Annotated in this window: 25 protein-coding genes and 2 tRNA genes; 19 read left to right on the top strand and 8 right to left on the bottom strand. The window is 72.9% G+C overall.

Annotated features, from left to right (window positions below):
• Window positions 1-395: 395 nt before the first annotated feature.
• Window positions 396-468 (bottom strand) — tRNA-Arg (locus DMH08_RS28940).
• A gap of 182 nt (window positions 469-650) precedes the next feature.
• Here DMH08_RS28940 and DMH08_RS28935 point away from each other — a divergent pair.
• The 6 genes from DMH08_RS28935 (at window position 651) to DMH08_RS28910 (ending at window position 5,175) form a co-directional block, all read left to right on the top strand.
• Complete coding sequence (locus DMH08_RS28935; RefSeq protein ID WP_125619004.1) at window positions 651-1,082, top strand: hypothetical protein; 432 nt, start codon at window positions 651-653, stop codon at window positions 1,080-1,082.
• A gap of 143 nt (window positions 1,083-1,225) precedes the next feature.
• Window positions 1,226-1,314: transfer RNA gene (locus tag DMH08_RS28930), tRNA-Ser, on the top strand.
• Window positions 1,315-1,508: 194 nt separating this feature from the next.
• On the top strand, window positions 1,509-2,168 hold the full coding sequence (locus DMH08_RS28925; protein ID WP_125619002.1) for a hypothetical protein: 660 nt from the start codon (window positions 1,509-1,511) through the stop codon (window positions 2,166-2,168).
• A gap of 59 nt (window positions 2,169-2,227) precedes the next feature.
• Entirely contained in the window at window positions 2,228-3,166 is a 939-nt protein-coding gene (locus DMH08_RS28920; protein WP_125619000.1) for a DUF6924 domain-containing protein, read from the top strand.
• Window positions 3,167-3,601: 435 nt separating this feature from the next.
• Window positions 3,602-4,285, top strand: a complete 684-nt coding sequence (locus DMH08_RS28915; RefSeq protein ID WP_233617872.1) for an alpha/beta fold hydrolase — start codon at window positions 3,602-3,604, stop codon at window positions 4,283-4,285.
• A 38-nt stretch (window positions 4,286-4,323) separates the two neighbouring features.
• Window positions 4,324-5,175, top strand: coding sequence for a helix-turn-helix domain-containing protein (locus DMH08_RS28910; protein ID WP_233617871.1), 852 nt, complete (start codon window positions 4,324-4,326; stop codon window positions 5,173-5,175).
• Between the two features lie 15 nt (window positions 5,176-5,190).
• Here the strand turns inward: DMH08_RS28910 and DMH08_RS28905 are convergent, their stop codons facing one another.
• A complete protein-coding gene (locus DMH08_RS28905; RefSeq protein WP_125618998.1) occupies window positions 5,191-6,093 on the bottom strand; it encodes a HEAT repeat domain-containing protein in 903 nt (300 codons plus the stop codon).
• Between the two features lie 34 nt (window positions 6,094-6,127).
• The gene (locus tag DMH08_RS42860; protein ID WP_425248272.1) at window positions 6,128-6,208 is read right to left on the bottom strand and encodes a putative leader peptide; all 81 of its coding nucleotides are present in this window, start codon (window positions 6,206-6,208) and stop codon (window positions 6,128-6,130) included.
• Window positions 6,209-6,343: 135 nt separating this feature from the next.
• On the opposite strand from DMH08_RS42860, the gene DMH08_RS28900 reads away from it, so the two are divergent.
• The 4 genes from DMH08_RS28900 (at window position 6,344) to DMH08_RS28885 (ending at window position 10,327) form a co-directional block, all read left to right on the top strand.
• Window positions 6,344-7,558, top strand: coding sequence for a threonine synthase (locus DMH08_RS28900; protein WP_125618996.1), 1,215 nt, complete (start codon window positions 6,344-6,346; stop codon window positions 7,556-7,558).
• Window positions 7,559-7,657: 99 nt separating this feature from the next.
• Window positions 7,658-8,476: an ABC transporter ATP-binding protein gene (locus DMH08_RS28895; protein WP_199748058.1), complete on the top strand. Its 819-nt coding sequence runs from the start codon at window positions 7,658-7,660 to the stop codon at window positions 8,474-8,476.
• Entirely contained in the window at window positions 8,457-9,299 is an 843-nt protein-coding gene (locus tag DMH08_RS28890; RefSeq protein ID WP_026404936.1) for an ABC transporter permease, read from the top strand. Before DMH08_RS28895 ends, DMH08_RS28890 begins: the two co-directional genes overlap by 20 nt.
• Entirely contained in the window at window positions 9,296-10,327 is a 1,032-nt protein-coding gene (locus DMH08_RS28885) for an ABC transporter substrate-binding protein (protein WP_125618994.1), read from the top strand. The genes DMH08_RS28890 and DMH08_RS28885 overlap by 4 nt, the downstream gene beginning before the upstream one ends.
• A gap of 33 nt (window positions 10,328-10,360) precedes the next feature.
• Here DMH08_RS28885 and DMH08_RS28880 read toward each other — a convergent pair whose 3' ends face one another.
• The gene (locus tag DMH08_RS28880) at window positions 10,361-11,026 is read right to left on the bottom strand and encodes a metallophosphatase domain-containing protein (protein WP_026404935.1); all 666 of its coding nucleotides are present in this window, start codon (window positions 11,024-11,026) and stop codon (window positions 10,361-10,363) included.
• 19 nt (window positions 11,027-11,045) lie between these two features.
• Entirely contained in the window at window positions 11,046-12,323 is a 1,278-nt protein-coding gene (locus DMH08_RS28875; RefSeq protein WP_125618992.1) for a HEAT repeat domain-containing protein, read from the bottom strand.
• Window positions 12,324-12,456: 133 nt separating this feature from the next.
• Here DMH08_RS28875 and DMH08_RS28870 point away from each other — a divergent pair, with 133 nt between their 5' ends.
• Complete coding sequence (locus DMH08_RS28870; protein WP_125618990.1) at window positions 12,457-13,164, top strand: restriction endonuclease; 708 nt, start codon at window positions 12,457-12,459, stop codon at window positions 13,162-13,164.
• 48 nt (window positions 13,165-13,212) lie between these two features.
• On the opposite strand, the gene DMH08_RS28865 is transcribed toward DMH08_RS28870, so the two are convergent.
• Window positions 13,213-13,608 (bottom strand): RidA family protein, encoded by a 396-nt coding sequence (locus DMH08_RS28865; RefSeq protein WP_125619006.1) that lies wholly within the window; start codon window positions 13,606-13,608, stop codon window positions 13,213-13,215.
• A 126-nt stretch (window positions 13,609-13,734) separates the two neighbouring features.
• On the opposite strand from DMH08_RS28865, the gene DMH08_RS28860 reads away from it, so the two are divergent.
• From DMH08_RS28860 to DMH08_RS28830, 7 genes are all read left to right on the top strand, one after another.
• Window positions 13,735-14,718, top strand: a complete 984-nt coding sequence (locus DMH08_RS28860; protein WP_026404932.1) for a helix-turn-helix transcriptional regulator — start codon at window positions 13,735-13,737, stop codon at window positions 14,716-14,718.
• A gap of 28 nt (window positions 14,719-14,746) precedes the next feature.
• Window positions 14,747-15,265: a hypothetical protein gene (locus DMH08_RS28855; protein WP_125618988.1), complete on the top strand. Its 519-nt coding sequence runs from the start codon at window positions 14,747-14,749 to the stop codon at window positions 15,263-15,265.
• A 130-nt stretch (window positions 15,266-15,395) separates the two neighbouring features.
• The gene (locus DMH08_RS28850; protein WP_125618986.1) at window positions 15,396-15,716 is read left to right on the top strand and encodes a DUF3040 domain-containing protein; all 321 of its coding nucleotides are present in this window, start codon (window positions 15,396-15,398) and stop codon (window positions 15,714-15,716) included.
• 40 nt (window positions 15,717-15,756) lie between these two features.
• Entirely contained in the window at window positions 15,757-17,430 is a 1,674-nt protein-coding gene (gene ctaD / locus DMH08_RS28845; RefSeq protein ID WP_125618984.1) for an aa3-type cytochrome oxidase subunit I, read from the top strand.
• Between the two features lie 116 nt (window positions 17,431-17,546).
• Window positions 17,547-18,383, top strand: a complete 837-nt coding sequence (locus DMH08_RS28840; RefSeq protein WP_125618982.1) for a metallophosphoesterase family protein — start codon at window positions 17,547-17,549, stop codon at window positions 18,381-18,383.
• 32 nt (window positions 18,384-18,415) lie between these two features.
• Window positions 18,416-18,883 (top strand): macro domain-containing protein, encoded by a 468-nt coding sequence (locus DMH08_RS28835; protein ID WP_125618980.1) that lies wholly within the window; start codon window positions 18,416-18,418, stop codon window positions 18,881-18,883.
• 58 nt (window positions 18,884-18,941) lie between these two features.
• On the top strand, window positions 18,942-19,883 hold the full coding sequence (locus tag DMH08_RS28830; RefSeq protein WP_026404927.1) for a WD40 repeat domain-containing protein: 942 nt from the start codon (window positions 18,942-18,944) through the stop codon (window positions 19,881-19,883).
• Between the two features lie 133 nt (window positions 19,884-20,016).
• Here the strand turns inward: DMH08_RS28830 and recQ are convergent, their stop codons facing one another.
• Both recQ and DMH08_RS28820 read right to left on the bottom strand, forming a co-directional pair.
• Window positions 20,017-21,864 (bottom strand): DNA helicase RecQ, encoded by a 1,848-nt coding sequence (gene recQ, locus DMH08_RS28825; protein ID WP_125618978.1) that lies wholly within the window; start codon window positions 21,862-21,864, stop codon window positions 20,017-20,019.
• A gap of 35 nt (window positions 21,865-21,899) precedes the next feature.
• The gene (locus tag DMH08_RS28820) at window positions 21,900-22,559 is read right to left on the bottom strand and encodes an HAD family hydrolase (protein WP_026404925.1); all 660 of its coding nucleotides are present in this window, start codon (window positions 22,557-22,559) and stop codon (window positions 21,900-21,902) included.
• 240 nt (window positions 22,560-22,799) lie between these two features.
• On the opposite strand from DMH08_RS28820, the gene DMH08_RS28815 reads away from it, so the two are divergent.
• The coding region (locus DMH08_RS28815) for a hypothetical protein (protein WP_125618976.1) at window positions 22,800-23,197 on the top strand (398 nt) is incomplete at its 3' end.

The raw sequence follows: 23,197 nt of genomic DNA, 5'->3' as shown, positions 1-23,197 counted from the left end.
ACCCACCCAACACCCCCCCAAGACTCAGGCACCCGACACCAAAGCCAAGAATTCACTGGTCAGCGGTCGACTGGGACGCGGGCACAATCCGGCTCACGCACGTGGTGAAGCGCATCAAGACCCGGGACAAGACGAACGGCGAGAAGACTCGGCTCGTCGTCGGGGAGTCAAAGACGCCCAAGTCGCGCCGGACGCTCGTCCTCACTCCGGAACTCCCGGCCAAATCGCCATCGGGACGTCTACGGTCACATCCTGGTGGACGACAAACGTGCGGCGGCCGAAGCGATGAGCGGGGCGCTCTTCAGAGCGTGATCGCTGTCCGTGGCTCCCAATGTGGCTCCCATGGCCAACGCAAAAGGCCCCTTCCGTGACCGGAAGGGGCCTCTGACCTGTTGCGCACCCGTAGGGATTCGAACCCCAAACCTTCTGATCCGTAGTCAGATGCTCTATCCATTGAGCTACGGGTGCCTGCCGGTGATTACTGTACCGGGTCCTCGGGGTGCTCCGCGAATCGGTTCGGCGGGGAGCCGGACGTGACGCGGGTCACGGAACCGTTCGTGGCGGTCAGGCGCCGAACCTGTAACCGAGACGGAAGTGACCTGCGGGGTCTACCCTCGTCCGAAGCTCAAAACCCCCTAGAAGGAGCAAACATGCGCATGTCTGCCACCAAGCTGGTCGGCGTCCTCGCCGTCGGTGGCGCCCTGTTCACGTCCACCGCCTGCGGCCCCCTGAGCTCCATCGCCGGCGGTGGCGCGAAGGACGAGGCTTGCAAGAACATCGAGACGGAGCTGCGCGGCATCGCGTCCAGCAGCCCGTCCTTCACCGGCGGCGGCGCGGAGCAGACCGCCGACAAGTGGATCGACGCCGCGTCCACGATCCGCAGCGAGGGCCAGAACGCGGGCGGCGACGTCGAGTCCGCCGCCTCCGCCTTCGCCGGGGACCTCGAGACGGTCGCCAAGAGCCTCAAGGAGCTGTCCTCGGGCAACGTCTCGGGTGGTGCGCCGAACATCAGCCAGATGCAGCAGCACGGCCAGGAGCTCGGAGAAGCCTGCGGTTACTCGGACTTCCGCCTGGGCGGCTGACGGTGACGACCTCCGCTCCCGCGGCCCCGGGAGCGGATCGTCCCCGCATGCGGAGGTTCCGGGCTATGCTTTCAGTGACCCGGGCTCAGGCTTTGCCGGTCGGCACGCCGAACCGGTAGCCTGTCCTGTGCCCGAGGGCCACTGGAGGATTCGCCTAGTCCGGTCTATGGCGCCGCACTGCTAATGCGGTTTGGGTTCACGCCCATCCGGGGTTCAAATCCCCGATCCTCCGCCGCTTGACCAGGGGCTTCGTCGAAAGCAAGATCTTCGACGAAGCCCCTGTCGCGTTCCAGATGTCCGTTTCGTGGGTGCTGGTGTGCACGTGGTGGGCACGAGAGGTCGCGGCGCTGCCGTCGTCCTTGAGGCGGGGAGTCGGCTCGCGGGCTTCCCGGGCGGTTGGGGGAGTGGGCCTGCCATCATCGGGGCATGAGCGACTGGGAGTTGTTTCTCCAGGAAGTCTCGTGGTTCCTCGAGCCGGGAGACGGCGTCGTGGTGGGCGAGTCGCGGCCGTGGGACCGCGGATCGGCCGAAGGACTGCCTGAGCTGTCGGCACTGCTCGATTCGGCGACTCTCACCCCGGTCTCCGTCGGAGACGCTGCGTACGAGTTGCTGGCGTGGGGGCCGTCGGACGGCCGACGGGGATGGCTCTGCCGCCCGCCCGAGGATGTGGACGGAGCGTCTTACCCGCAGGTGCAGGGGAGCTTCTGGACGCTCTGTGGCGGGATGGTCGAGAGGTTCGGCGAGCCCAGCACTTGGTGGTGCAATCAGGACCAGGTGCTGACGGCCGAGGTGGCACGCATACGAGTCTCGAACGTTCTGGCTGATTACGCGTGGCTTTGGGAGAACGACGGCCTGAAGATACCCATCGATCCAGATGAGTACTACGCCGTTGCCGTGGAGGCGAACGGGAATCTCACGTTGGCGCATCGAGACAGTGGCCGGCTCCTTCTTTTCGCGCCGGACCATGCATTCGACGATGTCACGCCACTGGACGGTTCTCCGCCGTACTCGCTGCTCACGATCGACGGTGTGCCCGACCTTGCGGCCTGGATCGAGGTATGCGCTGCGGCTTGGCGGCGTCGGTAGGCCCGACTGTCCTACCCGGCGGTCACCATGGTGGCCGCCGTCGAGTTTGGAGGGACGTCGTGTCGTTTCCGGAGCTTCCCCCCGCTGCGGACGGTGAGGTGTTGCTGGTCTCGAGCTGCTACGCGGGTGAAGAGGCGCAGTGGGGAGGGGTGCTCGGCGAGGTCGCGGGGTGCCGACACGGCGACGTGCTCGTCTTGGGAAGCGGCGAAGTGCGGCTCAGGTTGGTCGCGAACACGGGGTGGGGCCTCCTGTATGGAGGGAACCTGCCGGCGCTCGTCCCGGCCGAAGGGGCGGCGTCGCCGGTCGTCGTGTTGGTGGACGATCGGATGGTCTACGGCGGTGGTGGCCCACTGCTTGTGGACCTGGCTTTGATCCCTGGTCGCGCTGTCCGTGTTCGGTCGGACAGTCTGCGCGAGGTTTTGGCCGCGATGCTGGACGGCGCGCTCACGTTCGACGATCTGGTGCGCGATATGGACACCAGCGGCGTCTACCAGGGTGGCGACGGTCGCCCTGCTTTCCCCGCTCCGGTGTGGAAGCCGCACCGAAACTTTCCGGGGCTGGCCTCAACGGCAGAAGCTCTTCTTGTTCGCACCTCGTTCGAGGACGAGGACGGCTGGCAGGCTTTGCTCGCCGAGTTCGGCGGGATCGACGAGGACGGTTGGGTCGGCGCGGATCTGGCCCCGAGCGACTTCGACGTGGAGGACTACCCGCTGGCGGCCCTGGTCGTCGACGACCGGACTTTCGAAGGTCTGCACCCTGGCCAGGTCCCGGCACTGGTCCCGCCCGGGAATCCCCCCACGCTCGTAGCACTCGCCGACACCAGGACCTTCACCGATTCTGGGCGTCCGCTGACCGTTGTCGACCTGTACGACACCCCAGGGCAGCTCGCGGTGCTGCCCTGGCACAGGGTCGGTTCGATGGCGTGCAACCTACAAATCGCCAACATGGACTTTCATGACTACGTCGCCCGCGAGGGCACCCGGCCATGGTGGGCCTGAGTCCACGTCAGGACAGAAACAGAGCCTCTTTCAGGGGACACCGGGCACCCCTACCACCGGACGAGCGACTCCCACGCCGCGGCCTGGCCTTCGGCGACGTCCTCGGCGAGTCACGCGGACACTCCGTACCGCTCGAACCCGACCACCGCCGAATCCGCGCCGACGTACTTTGGCGCCCGGTACGCCCGACTTGACCAGCCGTGCCCGGACATCGGGTCCCGGTCGGTGATCGCCGGTTCGGCCCCTGTGCCGCAGCGGACCCGGCGGAACATTTGTCCAAGACAGGTGGGCGAGCGCCGGTGCATCGTGCTCTGCATGAGCAAGTCTGGGGTTGAGCGCTCGTATCGGATGCACGTGGTTCATGACGGTTCGCGCCGGGCGGCGCCGTTGCTGCTCGTCCACGGGTCGGGGGCTTCGGGGGGTTCCTGGAGTCCGGTGGTCCCGGCTCTCGCCGGCCACCATCACCTCATCCGGGTCGACCTGCCGGGGTGCGGCCAGTCCCCGCCCGCGGAGTCGCACGACGTGCCCGACCACGCGGGACGGGTGGCGGCGGTGCTGGACGATCTCGGCGTGGACGGCGTCACCGTGGTCGGGCACTCCAGCGGCGGTTACGTCGCCACCGCGCTCGCCGAACGGCGTCCCGACCTGGTGCGGTCGATCGCGCTGATCAGCACCGGACCGTCCCCCGATGCGCTCCTTCCGCAGCCGCTCGCCTTGCGGGTGCTGCTGGGGCCGCCCGTCGGCCCGCTGCTGTGGTCGAGACGTTCGGACGCGATGATCCGCAGGGGCATCGAGGCGACGGCCGCCCGGCCGGTGGACGTCTCGGAGGACATGGTCGCCGAGCTCCGGAGCACCACGTACCGCACATTCCGGACGGCGCTGCGCAAGAACACCGCCTACATCGCCGAACGGAGCCTGCCCGACCGCCTGGCCGCTCTCGGCCTCCCGGTCCTGGTGATCTTCGGCGCCGCCGACCCCCGATGGGAGCCGTCGTCGGCGCACCGCTACGGAGCGGTGCCGGGCGCGCGGGTCGAAACGCTGCCCGGCGTCGGGCACATGCCCATGTTGGAAGCGCCCGGGGCCACCAGCGAACTGCTGCTGAAATTCGCGGGGCGCTGACGCCCGGCCTCCTCGCGCGGCGGCCATAAGCTGGAGCGGTGCCGCCGACCCCAACCCCCTTCGACTGGGCGGACGTGGAAGTCGCCGTCCCGCGCTCGCCGCACAGGCTGCCGGGGATCAGCATGGCCGGGTTCCGCCACCGGGTCCCCGGACGCGTCGACATCGCCATGGTCGCGCACCCGTCCGTCACCCTCCTCATCGATCTGGCCGCCGGAGAAGGGATCGTCCACGACGGACCCGGTCGGCGGGAGCGCGGCAGCGTCGTCGTCGGCCTGCTCCCCGGCGATCTCCGGACCACCGGCCGCGGGACCGGGGAGTGCCTGCAGATCCGCCTGGAGCCGGACGCGGCGGCCGCGGTGCTCGGCGCGTCGTCCGAGCTCACGGGTACCCTGGCGGCTCTCGCCGACATCTGGGGCCGCGACGCCGCGCGGGTCGAGGACAGGCTGCGCGCCGCCCCGTCGTGGGACGAGCGGTTCGCGATCGCCGCGGACCTCCTCGCCCGGCGGCTCGGCGCCCGTCCCCCGGTCGATCCGGAGGTCGCCCGCACCTGGCGGCGGACGCTCGCCCGCGGGGGGCGGGTGCGGGTCGACCGCCTGGCCGACGAGGTCGGCTGGAGCCGCAAGCGGCTGTGGTCGCGGTTCCGGTCCCAGCTCGGCATCACGCCCAAACACGCCGCCCGGCTGGTGCGCTTCGACCACGCCGCCCACCTTCTCGCAGCCGGCCACCCCACCGCGGACGTCGCCACCCGGAGCGGCTACGTCGACCAGTCCCACCTCCACCGCGAGGTCAAGACGTTCACCGGCTTGACGCCCACTGCCCTGGCCTCCGCGCCCTGGCTCGCGGTCGACGGCACCGCGTGGCCGCCCTCATCGCCGACCGGCAAGCCCTAAGTGAGCACGGCGCGGTCAGGGGAGGGAGCGGCGGGCTTGGGCTCTCAGGCCGGGGTCCGGGTCGTTGAGGGCTTCGGTCAGGGCCCGGTGGGCTTCGGGGTGGGTGGGGGGCCAGGGGGCGAGGGCGCGGATGGCGGCGCGGCGGACGTCGACCGTGGGGTCGTGCAGGGCGCGGACGAGCGGGGGGATGGCCGCGGCGGGGGGTGCCTGGGCGAGGGCGGCGGCGGCGTGCCGGCGGATCTGCCGGTTCGGGTCGTCGAGGGCCGCGGCGACCGCGTCGGCGAGGGGGCCGGACGGGCGCAGTGCGGCGGCGGCGTCCAGTGCGGCCGTCCGGACGACGGGGTCGTGGTCGGCGAGGAGGCGCGTGAGGGCGGGGAGGCCGGCGGGGTGCGCGAGGCGCGCGAGGCCGTCGGCGACGGCGACGCGGACTTCGCGGGCCGGGTCGTGGGCGGCCTCGGCCATCCGGGCGGCGGCGTGCAGGGCGATGAGGCCGAGGACGGCTTGGACGCGGGCCTGGACGTCGCCGTCGTCGAGGCCGCGGGCGTAGAGTTCGCCGGCTCCCTCGGTGAGGTCGGTGAGGAGGCCGGCGGCGGTGTCGCGGACGTACGGGTCGCGGCCGCGGGCGGCGGCGAGGAGGAGGGCTTCGACGCCGTCGTCGCCGAGGTAGATCTCGGGCAGGTCGCGCAGGGCGGTGGCGGCGAGGCGGCGGACGGCCGGGTGCTCGTCGGCGAGCGCCCAGGCGAGGGCGTCGCCGGTGCCGCGGGGGCCGCGTCCGCGGCGGGCGCTCGCGATGAGGCGGGTGAGGGCGGCGCGGCGGACGTCGGCTTCGGGGTCGCGCAGGTACTCCTCGAGGTCCTCCAGGCGGGGGTTCTCGAGGAGGCGCGGTTCGTCGGCGCGTGCTCGGTGGATGGTCGTCATGAGGGGCCTCCGGAAGGTCGGACACGGCTGCGGGTCAGCGGCGCGGACACAGCGCGCCGGCCTGCCGTCGGAGATCGACGTGGAGCCGTGCGGTGAGGACCTCACTCGGATTCACCCTAGGATCGTGACCCACTGAAGCAGATCAAGTCAATCGGATAAGTAGGGAATGTCGGCGCGGGCGCGGCGGCGTGGAAGCCGCGCGCGTCCAGTCCGGCGACCCTCGTGCCTCGGTACCGGACAAGGAGAACGCATGAGCTACAGCTGGTTGTCCCATCTGGAGTGCGGGCGCTGCGGGGTGCGGCACGACGCGGGGGTCCGGCAGAACCTGTGCGTCGAGTGCGGGTCGCCGCTGCTCGCCCGCTACGACCTGGCCGCGGTGCGGGCGTCGGTGCGGCCGGAGGAGATCGCCGGGCGCGCGCCGGACCTGTGGCGGTACCACGAGCTGCTGCCGGTCGCGGATCCCGCGGCCGCGGTGAGCCTCGGCGAGGGCATGACGCCGCTGCTGCCGCTGCCCCGGTACGGCGGGAGCATCGGCCTGCCGGGGCTGCTGGTGAAGGACGAGGGGCTGGTGCCGTCGGGGTCGTTCAAGGCGCGGGGCGCGGCCGTCGGGGTGTCGCGGGCGGCGGAGCTGGGGGTCGGGCGGTTGGCGATGCCGACGAACGGCAACGCGGGCGCGGCGTGGGCGCTGTACGGGGCGCGGGCGGGGCTCGCGGCCGTGATCGTCATGCCGGTGGACGCGCCGGAGATCACCCGCCGGGAGGTCGCGGCGGCGGGCGGCGATCTGCGGCTCGTGGACGGGCTGATCGGCGACGCCGGGCGGATCGTGGCGGACCTGGTGGCGTCGGGTGACGGGGTGTTCGACGCCTCGACGCTCAAGGAGCCGTACCGGGTGGAGGGCAAGAAGACGATGGGCATCGAGATCGTCGAGCAGCTCGGGTGGGAGCAGCCCGACGTGATCCTGTACCCGACCGGGGGCGGTGTCGGGCTGATCGGCATCCACAAGGCGCTGGGGGAGCTGCGGGAGCTGGGCTGGATCTCGGGTCCGCCGCCGCGGCTGGTGGCGGTGCAGGCGGAGGGGTGCGCGCCGGTCGTGCGGGCGTTCGAGCGCGGCGAGCGGGAGACCCGGCACTGGGACGGCGCGTCCACGGCGGCGTTCGGGATCAACGTGCCGAAGCCGCTCGGCGACTTCCTCGTCCTGGACGCGCTGGCGGAGACGTCCGGGACGGCGGTGGCGGTCTCCGACGGGGAGCTGCTGGCGGAGCTGCGGCGGGTCGCGGAGCTGGAGGGGGTGTTCGTGTGCCCGGAGGGCGCGGCGGCGTTCGCGGCGGCGCGGCGGCTGCGGGAGCGGGGCTGGATCGGCGCGGACGAGCGGGTGGTGGTGCTCAACACGGGCGCCGGGATCAAGTACCCGGGGACCGTCGAGGTGGATGCGCCGGTCCTGGCGCCCGGCGGGCGCGTCGGCTGAGACCGGAGGGCCGGACGCGTTGCCGTATTCCCGTCTTTCTTGGTAGGAATAGCGGCTAATCGGAGGAGGAGGGCCAGTGCGAGAACGAGGGGGGCCGCGGTGAGACCCGCGCCGCAGGCCGCGGACCGGGCCGGCGGTAGCGGCGACGACCGCGCGCTGCTGGTGGACCGGGTCGCGATCGGCTACCGGCGGCGGGGCCGGACGGTGCCCGCCGTGGCGGAGGCGACCTTCGAGGTCCGGCGCGGCGAGAGGATCATGCTGCTGGGGCCGTCCGGCTCGGGGAAGTCGACGATCCTCAAGGCCGTCGCGGGGTTCCTGCGGCCGTCCGCCGGACGCGTCGTCGTCGGGGGCCGGGAGAACCCGGGGCCCGGTCCCGACCGCGCCTGCGTCTTCCAGGAGTTCGACCAGCTGTTCCCGTGGCGGACGGTGCTGGGCAACGTCGTCCACGCGCTCCGCGTCACCGGCGTGGACCGTTCCGAGGCGCGGCGGCGCGCGGTCGAGCACCTCGAGCTGATGGGGCTGGAGGACGCGCTCGACAGGCACCCCCACCAGCTGTCCGGGGGGATGAAGCAGCGGGTGGCGATCGCCCGGGCGCTGGCCGTCCGGCCGCTCATGCTGCTGATGGACGAGCCGTTCGGCGCGCTGGACGCGCAGACGCGCGGGCGGCTCCAGGGCGAACTGGCCGCGCTCACCGCGCGCACGCGGGCGACGCTGCTGTTCGTCACCCACAGCATCGACGAGGCGGTGCTGCTCGGCGACCGCGTCGTGGTGCTGGCCGGACGGCCGTCGCGGGTGGCGGAGATCGTGGACGTCGCCGGGCTGGACGGTCCGGACGCGCCGGGGTTCGCGGACGCGCGGCACCGGCTGCGGTCCCTGCTCGCGGAGGAGGGGGAGGTCGTTGGCGGCGTCTACGAGTAGCCCGGCGGCGCCCGCCGCCGGGCGGGAGCCGGGCGGCTGGTCGCGGCTGCCGACGTGGCTGCGGCGGACGGTCGTGTTCGCCGTCCTCATCGGGATCTGGCAGCTCTACGCGTCGGCGTCGGGCGTCAGCTCGTTCGTGTTCGCGGGCCCGTGGGACGTGGCGGCGGCGCTCGTGGAGGGCGTGGCCGACGGGGAGATCGCCGCCTCCACGCTGACGACGCTGCGCCTGCTCGGCACCGGGATGGCGATCGGCGTCGCGCTCACCGTCGTGCTGACCGCGCTGGCCACGACGACCACGCTGGGGGACGACGTCCTCTCGCTCGTCTCGTCGATGATCAACCCGCTGCCGTCGGTGGCGATCCTGCCGCTGGCGATGCTGTGGTTCGGGCTGACCGACACGGCGCTGGTCTTCGTGACGGCGAACGCGGTGCTGTGGCCGATGACCGTCAGCGTCGGCATGGGGCTGCGCACGACGCCCGCCACGCTGGTCATGGTGGGCCGGAACCTCGGCCTGTCCCGCCCGCGGCTGGCCTTCCACGTGCTGATGCCCGCCGCCCTCCCGCACGCGATCGCCGGGCTGAAGACGGGCTGGGCGTTCGGCTGGCGCACCATCATCGCGGCCGAGCTGGTGTTCGGCGCGGCCGGCACCGAGGGCGGGCTCGGCTTCTTCATCAACAACGCACGCTTCTACGCGCTGATCCCCGACGTGTTCGCCGGGCTGGTGGTGATCGCCCTGATCGGCATCGCGCTCGACCTCGTCTTCACCGTGATCGAACGGCGGACGGTCGTCCGCTGGGGAATGAAAGAAGGCTCGACGGCATGACCCGGTCCCCCGTACGTGTGCCCCTGCGCGGCGGCGCCGCGCCGTCCTACGGCCGGCGGGACGCGCTGCGCCTCGGCGCGACCGGTCTCGGCGCGCTCGCGCTGACCGCGGCGTGCGGCGGCGCGGGCGGCTCCGGGTCCGGCAGGGAGATCATCATCTCCCAGGGGTCGGGAATCAGCTACGCCGCTCTGATCATCATCCGGTCCCAGGGCTGGCTGGAGAAGGACCTGCCCGGCCGCACGATCGGCTGGCGGACGGTCAGCGGCGGCGCGGCCACCCGGGACGGGCTCGTGTCCGGACGGCTGCACCTCGGCAGCAGCGGCATCGGCCCGTTCCTGATCGGCTGGGGCGCGGGCGTCCCGTGGAAGATCATCGCGTCGCTGAACGACATGCCGCTCTGGCTGGTCGCCAAGGACTCCCGCTTCAGGGGCCTCGGCGACTTCCGGCCGACCGACCGGATCGCGGCCATCGCCCCTGGCTCGATCCAGTCGGTCATGCTGCAGAAGGCCGCCCAGCAGCAGCTCGGCGACCCGCACGCGCTCGACAGGAACATCGCCTCGATGGCGCATCCCGACGCGTTGCAGGCCCTGATCGGCGGGCAGATCGCCGCCGCCTACACCTCGCCCCCGTTCCAGTTCCAGGCCGTGGAGCAGGGCGCCCGCAAGCTCGTGGACAGCTACGACCTGTTCGGGCGGCACGGCTTCAACACGCTGGTGGCCACCGAGGAGTACGCGGAGCGCAACCCGGACGTGCTGGACGCCGTGCACCGCAACCTCGCCAAGGCCAACGAGCTCATCGTCGAGTCGCCGGCCGAGGCCGCGCGGATCCTGTCGAAGGCGGAGAAGGGCAAGATCGCCCCGGCCGAGTACGAGGAGTACCTGACCTACAAGGGCATCGAGTTCACGACGACCCCGCACTCGCTGCTGAAGATCGGCGAGTTCATGAAGGAGGTCGGCGTCGTCGAGAAGCTCCCCGAGGACTGGCGGACGCTCGTCTTCGACACGGTCAAGAACGAGAACGGCTCCTGACACGGGCGCGGGCGCGGCCGTCGTCCGGCCGGGTCAGCGGGCGCGTGCGGGGGGGACGGCCTCGCCCACGGCGCCTCCGGCGTCCAGCCGGACGACCGTCGGGCCGCGCTCGCACTCCCACGTGGTGACGTTCGCGAAGGCCGTCCCGTCGATGTGCCAGAGGCCGCCGTCCTGGTGGATGTGCCCGAACAGGTGCAGTCTCGGACGGACGCGCCGCACCCGGGCACGCAGGTCGGCGCAGCCCTCGCGGCCGGGCAGGGCGCCGGCGTCGCCGATGCCGAGCGGGGGGCCGTGCGTGACCAGGACGTCCACCCCGTCGGGGATCAGGGCCCACTTGTCCGCCAGCGGACGGCCGCGCGGCAGGTTGAACGCCCACTCGTTGAACTCCGGCTGCCACGGGCTGCCCCAGAAGGACACGCCGTCGATCTCGGTTCCGCCGTCCTCCAGGTAGACGATCCCCCGTTCGGCCAGGACGGCGCGGGCGCGTGCGGGGGCGTCGGCGAACATCCGGTCGTGGTTGCCGGCGACGACGACCTTCGTCCGGTGCGGGAGGGCGTGCATCCAGTCGGCGGCGTCCTCGAGTTCCCGGAGGTCCTCGCCGCGCCGGCACAGGTCGCCCGCGTGCACCAGGACGTCGCCTTCGGGGACGTCGAGTTCGTGGTGGTACGTGTGTGTGTCGGCGACCGCAACGATGCGCACCCCGCGACCCTACCGCCGCCTACCGCAGGGCTTCGCGAAGCCGGTCGAACCGGTCGCGGGGCCAGCCCCTCAGGACGTCCCAGGCCGGGGACAGTTCGGGATCGCCGTCCTCGGCGGCGTCCAGGAAGGCGCGCACGAGCGGCAGGTCGGCCCGGCGGTCGCCGCGGAGGCCGAGGCCGCGCGCCGCGTGGACGGCGGCCCGCGCGTCGGGGTCGTCCAGTCCGCGGGCCAGCGCCGCGCGGACGGCGGGGGTGTCCGCGCCGCTGTCGGCCAGCGCGAGCATCGCCGGGCGCCGGACGTGCGCGTCCCGGTCCCGGCAGAGCGCGAGCAGGGTCGCGAGCGCGGCGGTGTCGCCGGCGGGCGCGAACTGCCACAGCGCGAACGCGACGGCGCCGCGGACGGAAGCCGCCGGGTGGGCCGCGTGCATGCGGATCTCCGGCAGGGCGCGGAGCCGGACGTGCTCGCCGAGGCCCGTGATGACCCGCTCCAGGACGGACGGGTCGCGCTCCAGGACGGCCCGGCGCCGGAGCAGGTCGACGGTGCGTTCGGCGAGGTCCTCGGGGCCGTCGCCGTCCAGCCCGTAGCGGAGCAGGACTTCGGCCGCGAAGTGGCGCCGGTCCCGCTCCGCCGAGGCGGCCGCCTCGGCGGCCAGGGCGAAGGTCTCGTCGTCGCGGCGCTCGGCCAGCGCCGCCGCGGGGAACCAGCGGCCGACGTGGTCCGGGTCGTCGTACGCGAGCGCCCTGGCCATCAGCTCCCCGAACGGCACGCGGATCCCGAGCGCCCGCTCCAGCTCCGTCGCCACCGCCGCATGGCCCGTCCGGACCTCCAGGCTTCCGTGCGGCGCGACCATCCGGATCGTCTCGGACGAACCCAGCCCTTCGTCGGGCGCGGGTTCGCGCTCGACCGTCACCGCGTCCGCGCCGAGGCGCCGCCGCAGCTCCGCCTCCGGGTCGACGCCGAGCCACGCCCGCGCCAGGTCGAGCGCCGTGCGGCCCCGGTCGTCCCGCAGGGACAGCCGGGGCGAGGCGCCGAAGAGTTCGAGGACGGCTTCGACGGCGCCCGCGTCCGCGGCGAGCATGAGCGGGGCGCCGCCGCCCCGGGAGCGGCGGTCCGGGTCGGCTCCGGCGGCGAGGAGGACGCCGACCGTCGCCGCGTCGGCGTTCGCCGCGGCGCGTCCGAGGACGGCGGTGCCGTCGCCGTCGACCGCGTCGGGGTCGGCGCCCGCGCGCAGGAGTTCCTCGGCCGTCCGCGGATCGCGGCCGCGCACGGCCGCGATCAGTTCGGCGGTGGGCGACATGGCGGAATTGTGCCGCAGGACCGGACGGTGCCCGTGGCCGGATGCGGACGGAGCGCGGCATCGTCCGCGGAACACGCCGGGAACCCGTGCTTCCCTCAACGGTGAGAGCGTTGCGGGAAAGGGGGGCGGGCGGATGCGGGAGCGGCCGGAACCGTACGACGAGGACCGGCACCGGTGGCTGGTCCCCGGCTGGGCGGCGCGGCTCTCGCCGCCCCGCAGCGCGAACGGCTGGGCCTGCGCGGTGCTCGGCGGCGTCGCGGTCGCCGTCCTGGCGATCGTGTCGGCGCGGCTGGCGGTCGAGCACTGGTACGTGTCGCTGCCCGTCCTGGCCGTGCTGTGGTGGGCGGCCGACCGCTGGTGCCGGGCGCGGTGGGCGGCCGAGCAGGCGCGCCGGGCCCGGCTGGCCGACCGGTCGTGGACGATCGGCGAGCTGGACGCCATGTCCTGGCTCGACTTCGAGTTCGCCGTCCGCGACCTGATGCGCCGCGACGGCGTCGCCGCCGAGCACGTCGGCAAGCCGGGCGACTTCTCCGGCGACGTCGTCGGGTTCGACCCCGTCCTCGGCGAGACCTGGATGGTGCAGGCCAAGCACTACGGCCCCAAGACGAAGGTCGGCTCCCAGGACGTCCAGAGGGTCGCGGGCGCCGCCCGTCCCGTCTACCAGGCCGGGCTGACGCTCGTGGTCACCACGAACGTCTACACCAAGCCCGCCCGGGACTTCGCCGCGATGGCCGGCATGCACCTCATCGACCGCGCGTCCCTCACCGACTGGGCCGCCCGCGGCCTGCACCTCTACGACGTCCTGGGCATCGCGCCGCAGAACCACCGCCGCGCGGCCTGACCCGGCGCCGGGACCGCCTCCGGCGTGGGCCGGAGGCGGCGGGGGACGTCAGGCGACGGCGGTGCCTTCGAGCTCGACCAGCAGGTCGGGGATCGCCAGGCGCGTCACGCCGAGCATCGTGGTGGTCGGCGCGACCCCGGCGGCGCCGAGCCGGGACGCCAGGACGCCGTAGTGCTCGAACAGCCGGTCGGCGTCGGTGGTGTAGACGTTGAGCCGGACGAGGTTCGCGAGGGACATGCCGGCCTCGCCGAGCACGGCCTCCAGGTTGTCGAGGCTCAGCGCGAGCTGCGCGGCCATGTCGCCGGGGTGCCGGGGCTTGCCCTCCCCGCTCATCGCGGTCTGCCCGGAGCAGTAGAGCGTCCGGGTGTCGCCCGTGACGACCTCGCCCTGGTTGTAGCCCAGCTCCGTCGACCACGGCCACGGGTTGACCGCGGTACGTTCCAATGCCATGTCTTCTCCATTCGGTTCACCGGCGTGCGGGGGCCCGGCGGCCGCCGCTTCCCGGTCGCGTGGAGGAGCCTTCCAGCGAATCACGACATCCTCTGTCGTGTATTTCGGTAACGTTCGCGCATGCGCGCCGACCGGCTGGTCTCGCTGGTGCTGCTGCTGCGGCAGCACGGCCGGCTGACGGCGGGCGCGCTGGCCCGCGAGCTGGAGGTGTCGACGCGCACGGTGCTGCGCGACATCGAGGCGCTGTCCGCGGCGGGCGTCCCGGTGTACGCCGAACGCGGCAGGCACGGCGGGTTCGCGCTGCTGCCCGGTTTCCGGACCGAGCTGACCGGCCTCAACCACGACGAGGCGCTGGCGCTGCTGGTGGCGGGGTCGCGGCGCGGCGCGCAGGTGTTCGGGCTCGGCTCGGCGCTCGCGTCGGCGATGCTCAAGGTCGTCGACGCGCTGCCGGAGAGCCAGCGGGACGCCGCGGCCGGTGCGGCCCGGCGGCTGCTCATCGAGCCGGAGACCGACCTGCTGGCCCGCCGGGCGTCCGACGAGGAGGTGCCGGACGCCGTGGCGGCGGAGGTGCGGCGCGCGGTTTTCGCCGGGCGCCGGCTGCGGATCCACTACGCGGCCGCCGACCAGGCCCCGAAGTGGCGCACGGTGGACCCGATCGGCCTGGTCACCGTGCGCGGCCAGGGCTACCTGCTGGCGACGCGGTCCGGCGCGGACCGCACCTACCGGCTGGCCCGGATCCGCGCCGCCGAGGAGCTCGCCGAACCCGCGCAGCGGCCGGACCGGGTCGACCTCGACCGGGCCTGGCAGGAGCGCAGCACCCGGTTCCGGACGGGCGGCGACCAGGTGGTCGTGCTGGCGCGCGTCGACCCGGCGCGGCGGGACGACGCGGCGGGCACCGCCCTGGCCGTCCTCGCCGAGGAGACCGACCCGGACGGCCGGCTGCGGCTCGAGATGTCGTTCCAGGACGCGCGGCACGCCCTGTGGGCGCTGTGGCGGCTCGCCGCGAGCGCGGAGGCGCTGTCCCCGCAGTGGCTGCGCGACGCCCTCCGCGACCGCGCCGCTGCGATCGCCGCCTACTACGAGAGCCCGCCCGGCGAGGAGTAGGCCGCCGCCTCGGGGTATCTGACGTCGCATGTTGCGAACTCTGGGGGAAGGGCTCGTCGCCGGGACGGCCGGGGTCGCGGTGATGACCGCGGGCGAGCGCGTCGAGCAGTGGTGCACGGGCCGTCCCGACTCGCACGTCCCCGGACGGACGATGCGGCGGCTGACGGGCATGCCCGACCCGCCGGACCGGCGGCCCGCGGCGGCGAATTGGGCCATGCACATCGGGCAGGCGGCGGCGCTGGGGGTGCTGCGCTCGGTGATGGCGCACGCGGGGCTGCGCGGTCCGTGGTCGTCGGCGAAGTTCGCGGTGGTGCGGGTGACCGCCGACCAGATCCTCGAGAACGCGACCGGCGTGGGCGCCCCGCCGCAGACGTGGCCCCGGCGGGAGCTGGCGGTGGACCTGCTGCACAAGTCCGTCTACGCGTTCGCGACCGGGCTGGTCGCCGACGCGCTGGCGGCCCGGTCGGGTCCGGGGCCGGGGCAGCGCCACGCCGCGGCGCGCCCGGGGCGCCGCGCCGGCGTCGGGCCGGTGCCGCGCGGCGCCTGAAGGTGCGGCGCGGTTCAAGGTCGCGTCATGGCTCCGTAGGCCGGGTGTCTCCGCTGATCAGCGGGGGAGAGCAGCATCGACCGCGATCGGCGGCACGGTGTTCGCGCGGGACTCGGCGGGTGGGGGCGTCATGGGTCTGTCACGGCGGGAGCAGGTCCTGCTGCGGCGCATCGACGCCCGCCTGGAGCGGGACGACCCGCGGCTCGCCCGCCGCATCGCCGCGTTCGCGCCGCCCGGCGCGGAGCCGGTCGAGCCGGTGGCGTGGCGGCCGCCCCGCGCGGCGGTGGTCGTCGCCGCCGTGGGCTTGGCCGCGGCGGTCTTCCTCACGGCGCTGACGGTGCTGTCCATCGGGCCGCCGTGCCGCGGGACGGCCACCGGGGCGCGGCCGGGGGCGAGCCCGGCCGCGGAACCGCCGGCGCCCGCGCCGTCCGGACCGTCCCGGACCTGCTGACCCGACGTCCGCCGCCCATGCCCGCATCCCAGGAGCAACGATGACCGATGTGCGAAGCCCGTCCGGACGGGCGGATTCCACGATCCCGGCCGCCCGGACGACGCGCGGCAAGATCTTGGCGGACTGGCTCAGCACCACCGATCACAAAAAGATCGGCTACATGTACCTCATCGCGTCGTTCAGCTTCTTCTCCCTCGCGGGGCTGATGGCGCTGGTGATGCGCGGCGAGCTGGCGGAGCCGGGGCTTCAGGTGGTGAGCAACCAGCAGTACAACCAGATGTTCACCATGCACGGCACGATCATGATGTTCTTCTTCGCGACACCGCTGTTCGCGGGGTTCGCCAACGTCATCATGCCGCTGCAGATCGGCGCGCCGGACGTGGCGTTCCCGCGGACGAACGCGCTGAGCTTCTGGCTGTTCCTCTTCGGCGCGCTCATCGCGATCTCCGGGTTCCTGACGCAGGACGGCGCCGCGAGCTTCGGCTGGACGGGCTACCCGCCGCTGTCGGACGACATGCGGTCGCCCGGGCCCGGCGGGCACATGTGGGCGCTCGGGCTCATCATGTCCGGTGTCGGGACGATCCTCGGCGCGGTCAACTTCCTCACGTCGATCGTCACGATGCGGGCGCCCGGGATGACGATGTTCCGGCTGCCGATCTTCACGTGGAACGTCCTGTTCACCTCGACGCTCGTGGTCCTGGCGTTCCCGGTCATCGCGGCGGCGCTCGCCGCCCTGTACGCCGACCGGGCCTTCGACACCCACATCTACGACCCGGCCCACAACGGCGCCCTCATGTGGCAGCACCTGTTCTGGTTCTTCGGGCATCCCGAGGTCTACATCGTGGCGCTGCCGTTCTTCGGGATCGTCACCGAGGTCATCCCGGTGTTCTCCCGCAAGCCGCTGTTCGGGTACATCGGGATGGTCTTCGCCAGCATCGCCATCACGGGCCTGTCGATGACCGTGTGGGCGCACCACATGTTCACGACGGGCGCGGTGCTGCTGCCGTTCTTCTCCTTCCTGTCGTTCCTGATCGCGATCCCGACCGGCATCAAGTTCTTCAACTGGACCGGCACCATGTGGCGCGGCCAGATCGTCCTGCAGACGCCGATGCTGTGGGCCATCGGGTTCCTGGTGACGTTCCTGTTCGGCGGCTTGACCGGCGTGATCCTCGCGTCCCCGCCGCTGGACTTCCAGGCGCACGACTCCTACTTCGTCGTCGCGCACTTCCATTACGTCCTGTTCGGGACGGTGGTGTTCGCGATGTTCGCGGGGTTCGCCTTCTGGTGGCCCAAGTTCACCGGGAAGATGCTCGACGAGCGCCTCGGGAAGATCCACTTCTGGATGCTGTTCATCGGGTTCCACACCACGTTCCTCGTGCAGCACTGGCTGGGCGTGAACGGGATGCCGCGCCGGTACGCGGACTACCCCGACAAGTTCTCCACGCTGAACCTCGTCTCCTCGGCGGGCGCCGCGCTGCTGGGCCTGTCGACCTTCCCGTTCCTGTACAACATCTGGCGCACCGCCCGTAAGGGCCGCGACGTCGGCACCGACGACCCGTGGGGGTACGGCAACTCCCTCGAATGGGCGACGTCGTGCCCGCCGCCGCGCCACAACTTCACCGCGGTCCCGAAGATCCGCACCGAACGTCCCGCCTTCGACCTGCACTACCCGCACCTCACCAAGGAGCAGTTGGGCGCGGGGAAGCGGAGCTGACCGGCCGGGCGCCGCCGCCCACCTCACCCTCCGCACCGTCACCGCCATCGACCGGCAGACCTTGCGGACGGCCCCCGGTTCCCGTTTCGATACCGGACAGGAGATCGGAGGCGGGGATGAGGATCGCGTTCGTCGGGGACGTGCACGGGTGCGTGCTGCACGCGCTGGGGGCCGTCGCGCGGCTCGCGGAGGCCCGCGGGGGGCTCGACGCGGTCGTCCAGGTCGGGGACCTCGGGGCGTTCCCCTCGGCGGACAGGTGGGACGAGGGGTCGCGGCGGTACGGGGCCGACCATCCCGCGCAGCACGACTTCTTCCGGCTGCTGGAGCCCGCGCCCGAAATCGCCGAGGGCGTGCGGCTGGCGCTGGCGCGGATCCCGTCCGTCCTGTTCGTGAGCGGCAACCACGAGGACCACGCGTGGCTCGCCGGCATGGACGGGCCCGTGGACCCGCTGGGCGCGTTCGTCCACATGCCGTGCGGGACGATCACGGACGTGGCGGGCCTGACGTTCGCGTTCCTCGGGCTGATCGAGTCCGAGCACATGGACTTCGACGCCGCCGCCTACGCGAAGCTCCTCGACGTGGAACCCGGCACCGTCGACGTGCTCGTCACGCACGACGGGCCCCACGCGATGTCGAGCTACCGGGGCGCCGTGCAGGGGTCGGCGAAGCTGACCGCGCTCATCGAGCGCCTCCGGCCGCGCGTGCACGTGAGCGGCCACTACCACCACGAGAACGGGCCGCGGCGGTACGGGGCGACGGTGTCGTACTGCCTGGGGCAGCTCGTGGAGCCGAAGGCGAAGCGCGGCGAGCCCTGCAACCCGCGGCAGCAGGTCATGCCCGGGAGCATCGGGGTGCTCGACACGGAGACGCTGGGGTTCGCGTACGTCCACGACGCGTGGCTCGCCGACGTGCACGGCGACGACCTCGACCTCGTCCGGCTGCTCTCGGACTGAGGACCGTCGGACGTCCCGGTTACGGTGCGGCCATGGGTGTCCGGTACATCAAGGGGGACGCGACCTCGCCGCAGGCGAAGGGCGTCAAGGTCATCGCGCACGTGTGCAACGATCTCGGCGGCTGGGGGAAGGGGTTCGTCCTCGCCGTGTCCCGCCGCTGGAAGGAGCCGGAGGCCCGGTACCGGGAGTGGCACCGCGGGCGCGCGAAGAACGACTTCGCGCTGGGCGCCGTCCAGTACGTCCAGGTGGAGCGGTACGTGTGGGTGGCGAACATGGTCGCCCAGCGGGGGATCAGGCCCAGCAGCAACGGGCCGCCGATCCGGTACGAGGCGCTCGACCGGGCCCTGGACTCCCTCGGCGCGAAGGCGCTGGACCTGTCGGCGAGCGTCCACATGCCGCGCATCGGGTGCGGGCTCGCGGGCGGACGCTGGGAGCGGGTGGAGCCCCTGATCGAGCGGCGGCTCACCGACCGCGGCGTGCCCGTGACCGTCTACGAGTAGCACGCGAACGGAAGACGCGTTCGCGGTCGGTGTCACCGGCGGTCGTTAGGGTCGCGCAATGATCATCAGCAGCCCCCTGCCCTCCGGGCGGCCCATCAGCGACATCGGTGTGATCGAGGCGGACGGACGGTCCCTGGTCGTCGTCGCCGAGTACGGCGGCGCCTGGACGTGGGACCCCGCCGGGGACGTCTGGGCCAAGGCGCCGCTCCGGCCGCACTTCGACGAGTACCCCGACGCCGACCCCGACTTCGACTGCGTGGCCGCGGCGCCGCACGGCGACCGGCTGGTCATCGTGGGCGGCAGCGAGAACCACGCCATGGCCGCCTGGGACCTGCGGACCGGCGAGGTCCTCCGGCAGGTGGACGAGGAGGACGACCCGGTCACCGCCGTCGCCGCCGCCCGGATCGACGGCGCCACGGTGTTCGCGTCCGGCGACTACGGCGGCGGGCTCGCCCTGTGGGACCCGTCCGAGGCCGAGCCCGCGGAACTGGCCGTCGACCACGAGGAGGCGATCCTCGATCTCGCCGCGGGCACCGCCGGCGACCGTCCCGCACTGATCGCCGGCGGCTACGACGGGATGGTCGGCGTCTGGGACCTGCGCACCCGGCGGCGGACGGCCTGGTGGCGGGCCGGGGACGGGGAGCCCGTCCGCGGCGTCGCACTGACCCGCCTCGGCGACCGCCCGGTCGCGGTCGCGGGAGGCGACGGCGGCGAGGTGCGGGTGTGGGCGCTGGACGGCGACCGGCCGCTCCTCGCGACGCTCCCGGCCCACCCGGACCCCATCAACGCCCTGGACGCCGCCACCGTCGGCGGCCGCCCCCTCGCCGTCACCGGCTCCGAGGACGGCACCGTCCGGATCTGGGACCTCGCCGAGGGCGCGCAGGTCGGCGACCCGCTGCCGGGTGCCGCGGAGTCCGTGCTGATCACGAGCCTGGACGGCCGCCCGACCGTGCTCGCCGAAGGCCCGGGCGGAGTCATCCAGGCCCACCCCCTGACCTGACATCCCCCACCGTCCCGTCGTCCGTCCGGGCGGCGGGACGGAGACCCGCCTCGCCCCGTCCGTCCGGGGCGGGCGCGGGGTGTTCGACTCGGCGCCGGGGCTCGTCCACGCCGGGCGCTTGTCCGGGACGGGGTCAGTCGGTCGCGGTGAGGGTTTCGAGGACTTGGTCGCCGTACTTCGCCAACTTGTTCTCGCCGACGCCGCCGACGCCGCCGAGCTCGGCGAGGGTCGTCGGGCGCACGGTGGCGATCTCGCGGAGCGTGGCGTCGTGGAAGATCACGTAGGCCGGGACGCCCTGCTCCTTCGCCGTCGCGGCGCGCCAGGCGCGGAGCCGCTCGAACAGCGGCGCGGCCTCGGCGGGCAGCTCGACGGGCGCCTTGCGGTCCTTCGCGGACTTGGCGGCCTTCGCGGCGGTCCGTTCGGGTTCGCGGCGCATCATCACCTGGCGGGCGCCGCGCAGCACCTCGCCGCTCGCGTCGGTGAGGACGAGCGCGCCGTAGTTGCTCTCGACGGCGATCAGCCCCTGGGCGAGGAGCTGCCGGACGACGCCGCGCCACTCGACGTCGCGGAGTTCGGGGCCGATGCCGAACGTCTTCAGCGAGTCGTGGTCGAACTGGATGATCTTCGCGTTCTTCTTCCCGAGCAGGATGTCGATGATGTGCCCGGCGCCGAACTTCTGCCGCCGCTCCCGCTCCAGCCGCACGACCGTCGACAGGACCTTCTGGGCCGGGACGGTCGCGTCCCACGTCTCGGGCGGCGTGATGCAGGTGTCGCAGTTGCCGCACGGCTCGGCGTCCTGCCCGAAGTAGTTCAGCAGCTGGACGCGGCGGCACCCGGGCGTCTCGCACAGCGCGAGCATCGCGTCGAGGTGGGTCGCCTGGCGGCGCCGGAACGCCGCGTCGCCCTCCCCGGAGTCGATCATCTTGCGCAGGTTGACGACGTCCTGCAGGCCGTAGGCGAGCCAGGCCGTGGACGGGAGCCCGTCGCGTCCCGCGCGTCCGGTCTCCTGGTAGTAGCCCTCGACCGACTTGGGCAGGTCGAGGTGGGCGACGAACCGGACGTCCGGTTTGTCGATGCCCATGCCGAACGCGATCGTCGCGACGACGACGAGCCCGTCCTCCCGCAGGAACCGCGACTGGTTCGTCGCGCGCGTCTCCGCGTCCAGCCCCGCGTGGTACGGGACGGCCTCGATGCCGTTCTCGGTGAGGAACTGCGCGTGCTTCTCCACCGAGTTGCGCGACAGGCAGTAGACGATGCCCGCGTCGCCCTGGTGCTCGGTCTGCAGCAGCCGCAGGAGCTGGCGTTTCGCGTCGGTCTTCGGCTCGATGCGGTACTGGATGTTCGGGCGGTCGAAGCTCGCGACGAAGTGCCGGGCCCGCTCGAGGTCGAGCCGGGAGGCGATCTCGGCGCGCGTCGCCTCGGTCGCCGTCGCGGTGAGGGCGATGCGCGGGACGTCCGGCCAGCGCTCGTGCAGCCCGGACAGCATCAGGTAGTCGGGCCGGAAGTCGTGCCCCCACTGCGACACGCAGTGCGCCTCGTCGATCGCGAACAGCGACACGTCGCCGCGGTCGAGCAGCTCGACGGTCGCGGGCAGCCGCAGCCGCTCGGGCGCGAGGTAGAGCAGGTCGAGCTCGCCCTGCGCGAACTGCGCCTCGACGATGCGGCGCTCGTCCAGGTCCTGGGTGGAGTTGAGGAAGCCCGCGCGGACGCCGAGGGCCCGCAGGGCGTCCACCTGGTCCTGCATGAGGGCGATCAGCGGGGAGATCACGATGCCGGTGCCCTTCCGGACCAGCGCCGGGATCTGGTAGCAGAGCGACTTCCCGCCGCCCGTCGGCATCAGGACCAGCGCGTCCCCGCCGGAGACCACGTGCTGGACGATGTCGCGCTGGCCGTCCCGGAACGTGTCGTAGCCGAACACGCGCCGCAGCGTCTCGTCGATCTCGTCCGTCACGAAGGACTCGGGAGTCTCGGGGGAGGACATCCGCCCATACTAGGAGCCGCCGCCGACACGGTGCGTCACTTCGCCACCTTGTGGATAACCTCCTCCGTCAGGCCGTCGAGGTCGTCCGCGACGTGGGCGGCGAGCTCCAGGGCGTCCGGCGCGGGCGGGTGCGCGGGGCGCGGGATCGCGACCACCCGCATCCCCGCGGCGTGCGCGGAGCGCAGGCCGTTGGACGAGTCCTCGATCGCGACGCACGCGTCCGCGGGCACCCCGAGCTGCGCGGCGACCATGAGGTAGCCGTCCGGTGCCGGTTTGCCCCGGTCGACCTCCTCGGTGGAGACGGTCGCCGGGAACAGCGCGTCGACGCCGAGCCGGCCGAGGACGATGTCGATCAGCGCGCGCGGGGACGAGCTGGCGAGCCCCAGGCGGCGGATCGCGGCCATCCGGCGGACGGCGTCGCGCGCGCCCGGCAGGACGGGCAGGTGCGCGGCGTACCGCTGCGACATCCGGTCGATCACCGCGTACGCGACGTCCTCCGCGGACACCCCGTCGACCAGGTCGGACGCGATGTACGCGGCCCACTCGTCGGTGCTCATCCCCATCAGCCGCTCCTGCGTGTCCGGCAGCCAGCGCCCGCCGAGCTCGGCGACGTAGGCCCGCCGGACGTCCTCCCAGACGGGCTCGGAGTCGATCAGGACCCCGTCCAGGTCGAACACGATGGCCTCCAGGGGCATGGTCGTCCTCCGGATCTTCGCGGGTGCGTCTGGTGTGTCGGATGTCTCGAAAGCCGCGGCCGTTCTCGCGGGACCGCGCGGACGGCCCGCGCGGCCTCGGCGTCCTCGATGGGTACCCGGGGCGAGGGGAGCGGAACCCGATTCGGACGAATGCTGATTTTTCGGTTCTCGGTAGGGGGTGTCTGGCATGGTGGGTTTCCTCCGTACCCCCTCCGGAGTCACAGCAGAGGAGCTCTGCACATGGTTTTCGTCGGATTCCTCCTGGTAGCGGCGGCGATCACGGTCGGGGCGGGCGTCCTGCTCGCCAACAACGACCCCGCCGGACTGGTCGTCTTCGGCCAGGATGTGCCCGTCGTCGGCAACGAATGGCAGGTGTTCGTCGCCGGGGCCGCCGTCGCGGCCGTCTTCGTCATCGGCATGATGTTCACGTTCATGGGCGCCGGACGCATCCTGCGCGCCCGCCGCGACCTGCGCGACCTGCGCGAGGAGCACGAGGAGTCGCTCACCACCCTCGAGATGGAGAAGCGGCGGCTCGAGCGCGAACTCGCGCGCGCCCGCCAGGGCAAGGGCGGGACGCCGCCCGCCGAGCGGCAGCCCGGACGCCCCGGCCCCCAGGTGTGGCCGCCGCGCCCCGAGCC

Origin of the sequence: Actinomadura sp. WAC 06369, from assembly GCF_003947565.1 — a bacterium.
Classification (GTDB): Bacteria; Actinomycetota; Actinomycetes; order Streptosporangiales; family Streptosporangiaceae; genus Spirillospora; species Spirillospora rifamycini.
Note: the sequence above shows the minus strand (reverse complement) of the source record. Positions and strands in the feature narration are given on the sequence as shown.

What these genes read in the sequence shown, in the direction of transcription:
- ctaD (WP_125618984.1), top strand. Translation starts at nt 15,757, where the DNA reads ATGACCGATGTGCGAAGCCCGTCCGGACGGGCGGATTCCACGATCCCG.
- DMH08_RS28875 (WP_125618992.1), bottom strand. Translation starts at nt 12,323, where the DNA reads ATGTCGCCCACCGCCGAACTGATCGCGGCCGTGCGCGGCCGCGATCCG.
- DMH08_RS28830 (WP_026404927.1), top strand. Translation starts at nt 18,942, where the DNA reads ATGATCATCAGCAGCCCCCTGCCCTCCGGGCGGCCCATCAGCGACATC.
- DMH08_RS28840 (WP_125618982.1), top strand. Translation starts at nt 17,547, where the DNA reads ATGAGGATCGCGTTCGTCGGGGACGTGCACGGGTGCGTGCTGCACGCG.
- DMH08_RS28850 (WP_125618986.1), top strand. Translation starts at nt 15,396, where the DNA reads ATGGGTCTGTCACGGCGGGAGCAGGTCCTGCTGCGGCGCATCGACGCC.
- DMH08_RS28925 (WP_125619002.1), top strand. Translation starts at nt 1,509, where the DNA reads ATGAGCGACTGGGAGTTGTTTCTCCAGGAAGTCTCGTGGTTCCTCGAG.
- recQ (WP_125618978.1), bottom strand. Translation starts at nt 21,864, where the DNA reads ATGTCCTCCCCCGAGACTCCCGAGTCCTTCGTGACGGACGAGATCGAC.
- DMH08_RS28885 (WP_125618994.1), top strand. Translation starts at nt 9,296, where the DNA reads ATGACCCGGTCCCCCGTACGTGTGCCCCTGCGCGGCGGCGCCGCGCCG.
- DMH08_RS28820 (WP_026404925.1), bottom strand. Translation starts at nt 22,559, where the DNA reads ATGCCCCTGGAGGCCATCGTGTTCGACCTGGACGGGGTCCTGATCGAC.
- DMH08_RS28860 (WP_026404932.1), top strand. Translation starts at nt 13,735, where the DNA reads ATGCGCGCCGACCGGCTGGTCTCGCTGGTGCTGCTGCTGCGGCAGCAC.
- DMH08_RS28870 (WP_125618990.1), top strand. Translation starts at nt 12,457, where the DNA reads ATGCGGGAGCGGCCGGAACCGTACGACGAGGACCGGCACCGGTGGCTG.
- DMH08_RS28835 (WP_125618980.1), top strand. Translation starts at nt 18,416, where the DNA reads ATGGGTGTCCGGTACATCAAGGGGGACGCGACCTCGCCGCAGGCGAAG.
- DMH08_RS28900 (WP_125618996.1), top strand. Translation starts at nt 6,344, where the DNA reads ATGAGCTACAGCTGGTTGTCCCATCTGGAGTGCGGGCGCTGCGGGGTG.
- DMH08_RS28935 (WP_125619004.1), top strand. Translation starts at nt 651, where the DNA reads ATGCGCATGTCTGCCACCAAGCTGGTCGGCGTCCTCGCCGTCGGTGGC.
- DMH08_RS28855 (WP_125618988.1), top strand. Translation starts at nt 14,747, where the DNA reads ATGTTGCGAACTCTGGGGGAAGGGCTCGTCGCCGGGACGGCCGGGGTC.
- DMH08_RS28905 (WP_125618998.1), bottom strand. Translation starts at nt 6,093, where the DNA reads ATGACGACCATCCACCGAGCACGCGCCGACGAACCGCGCCTCCTCGAG.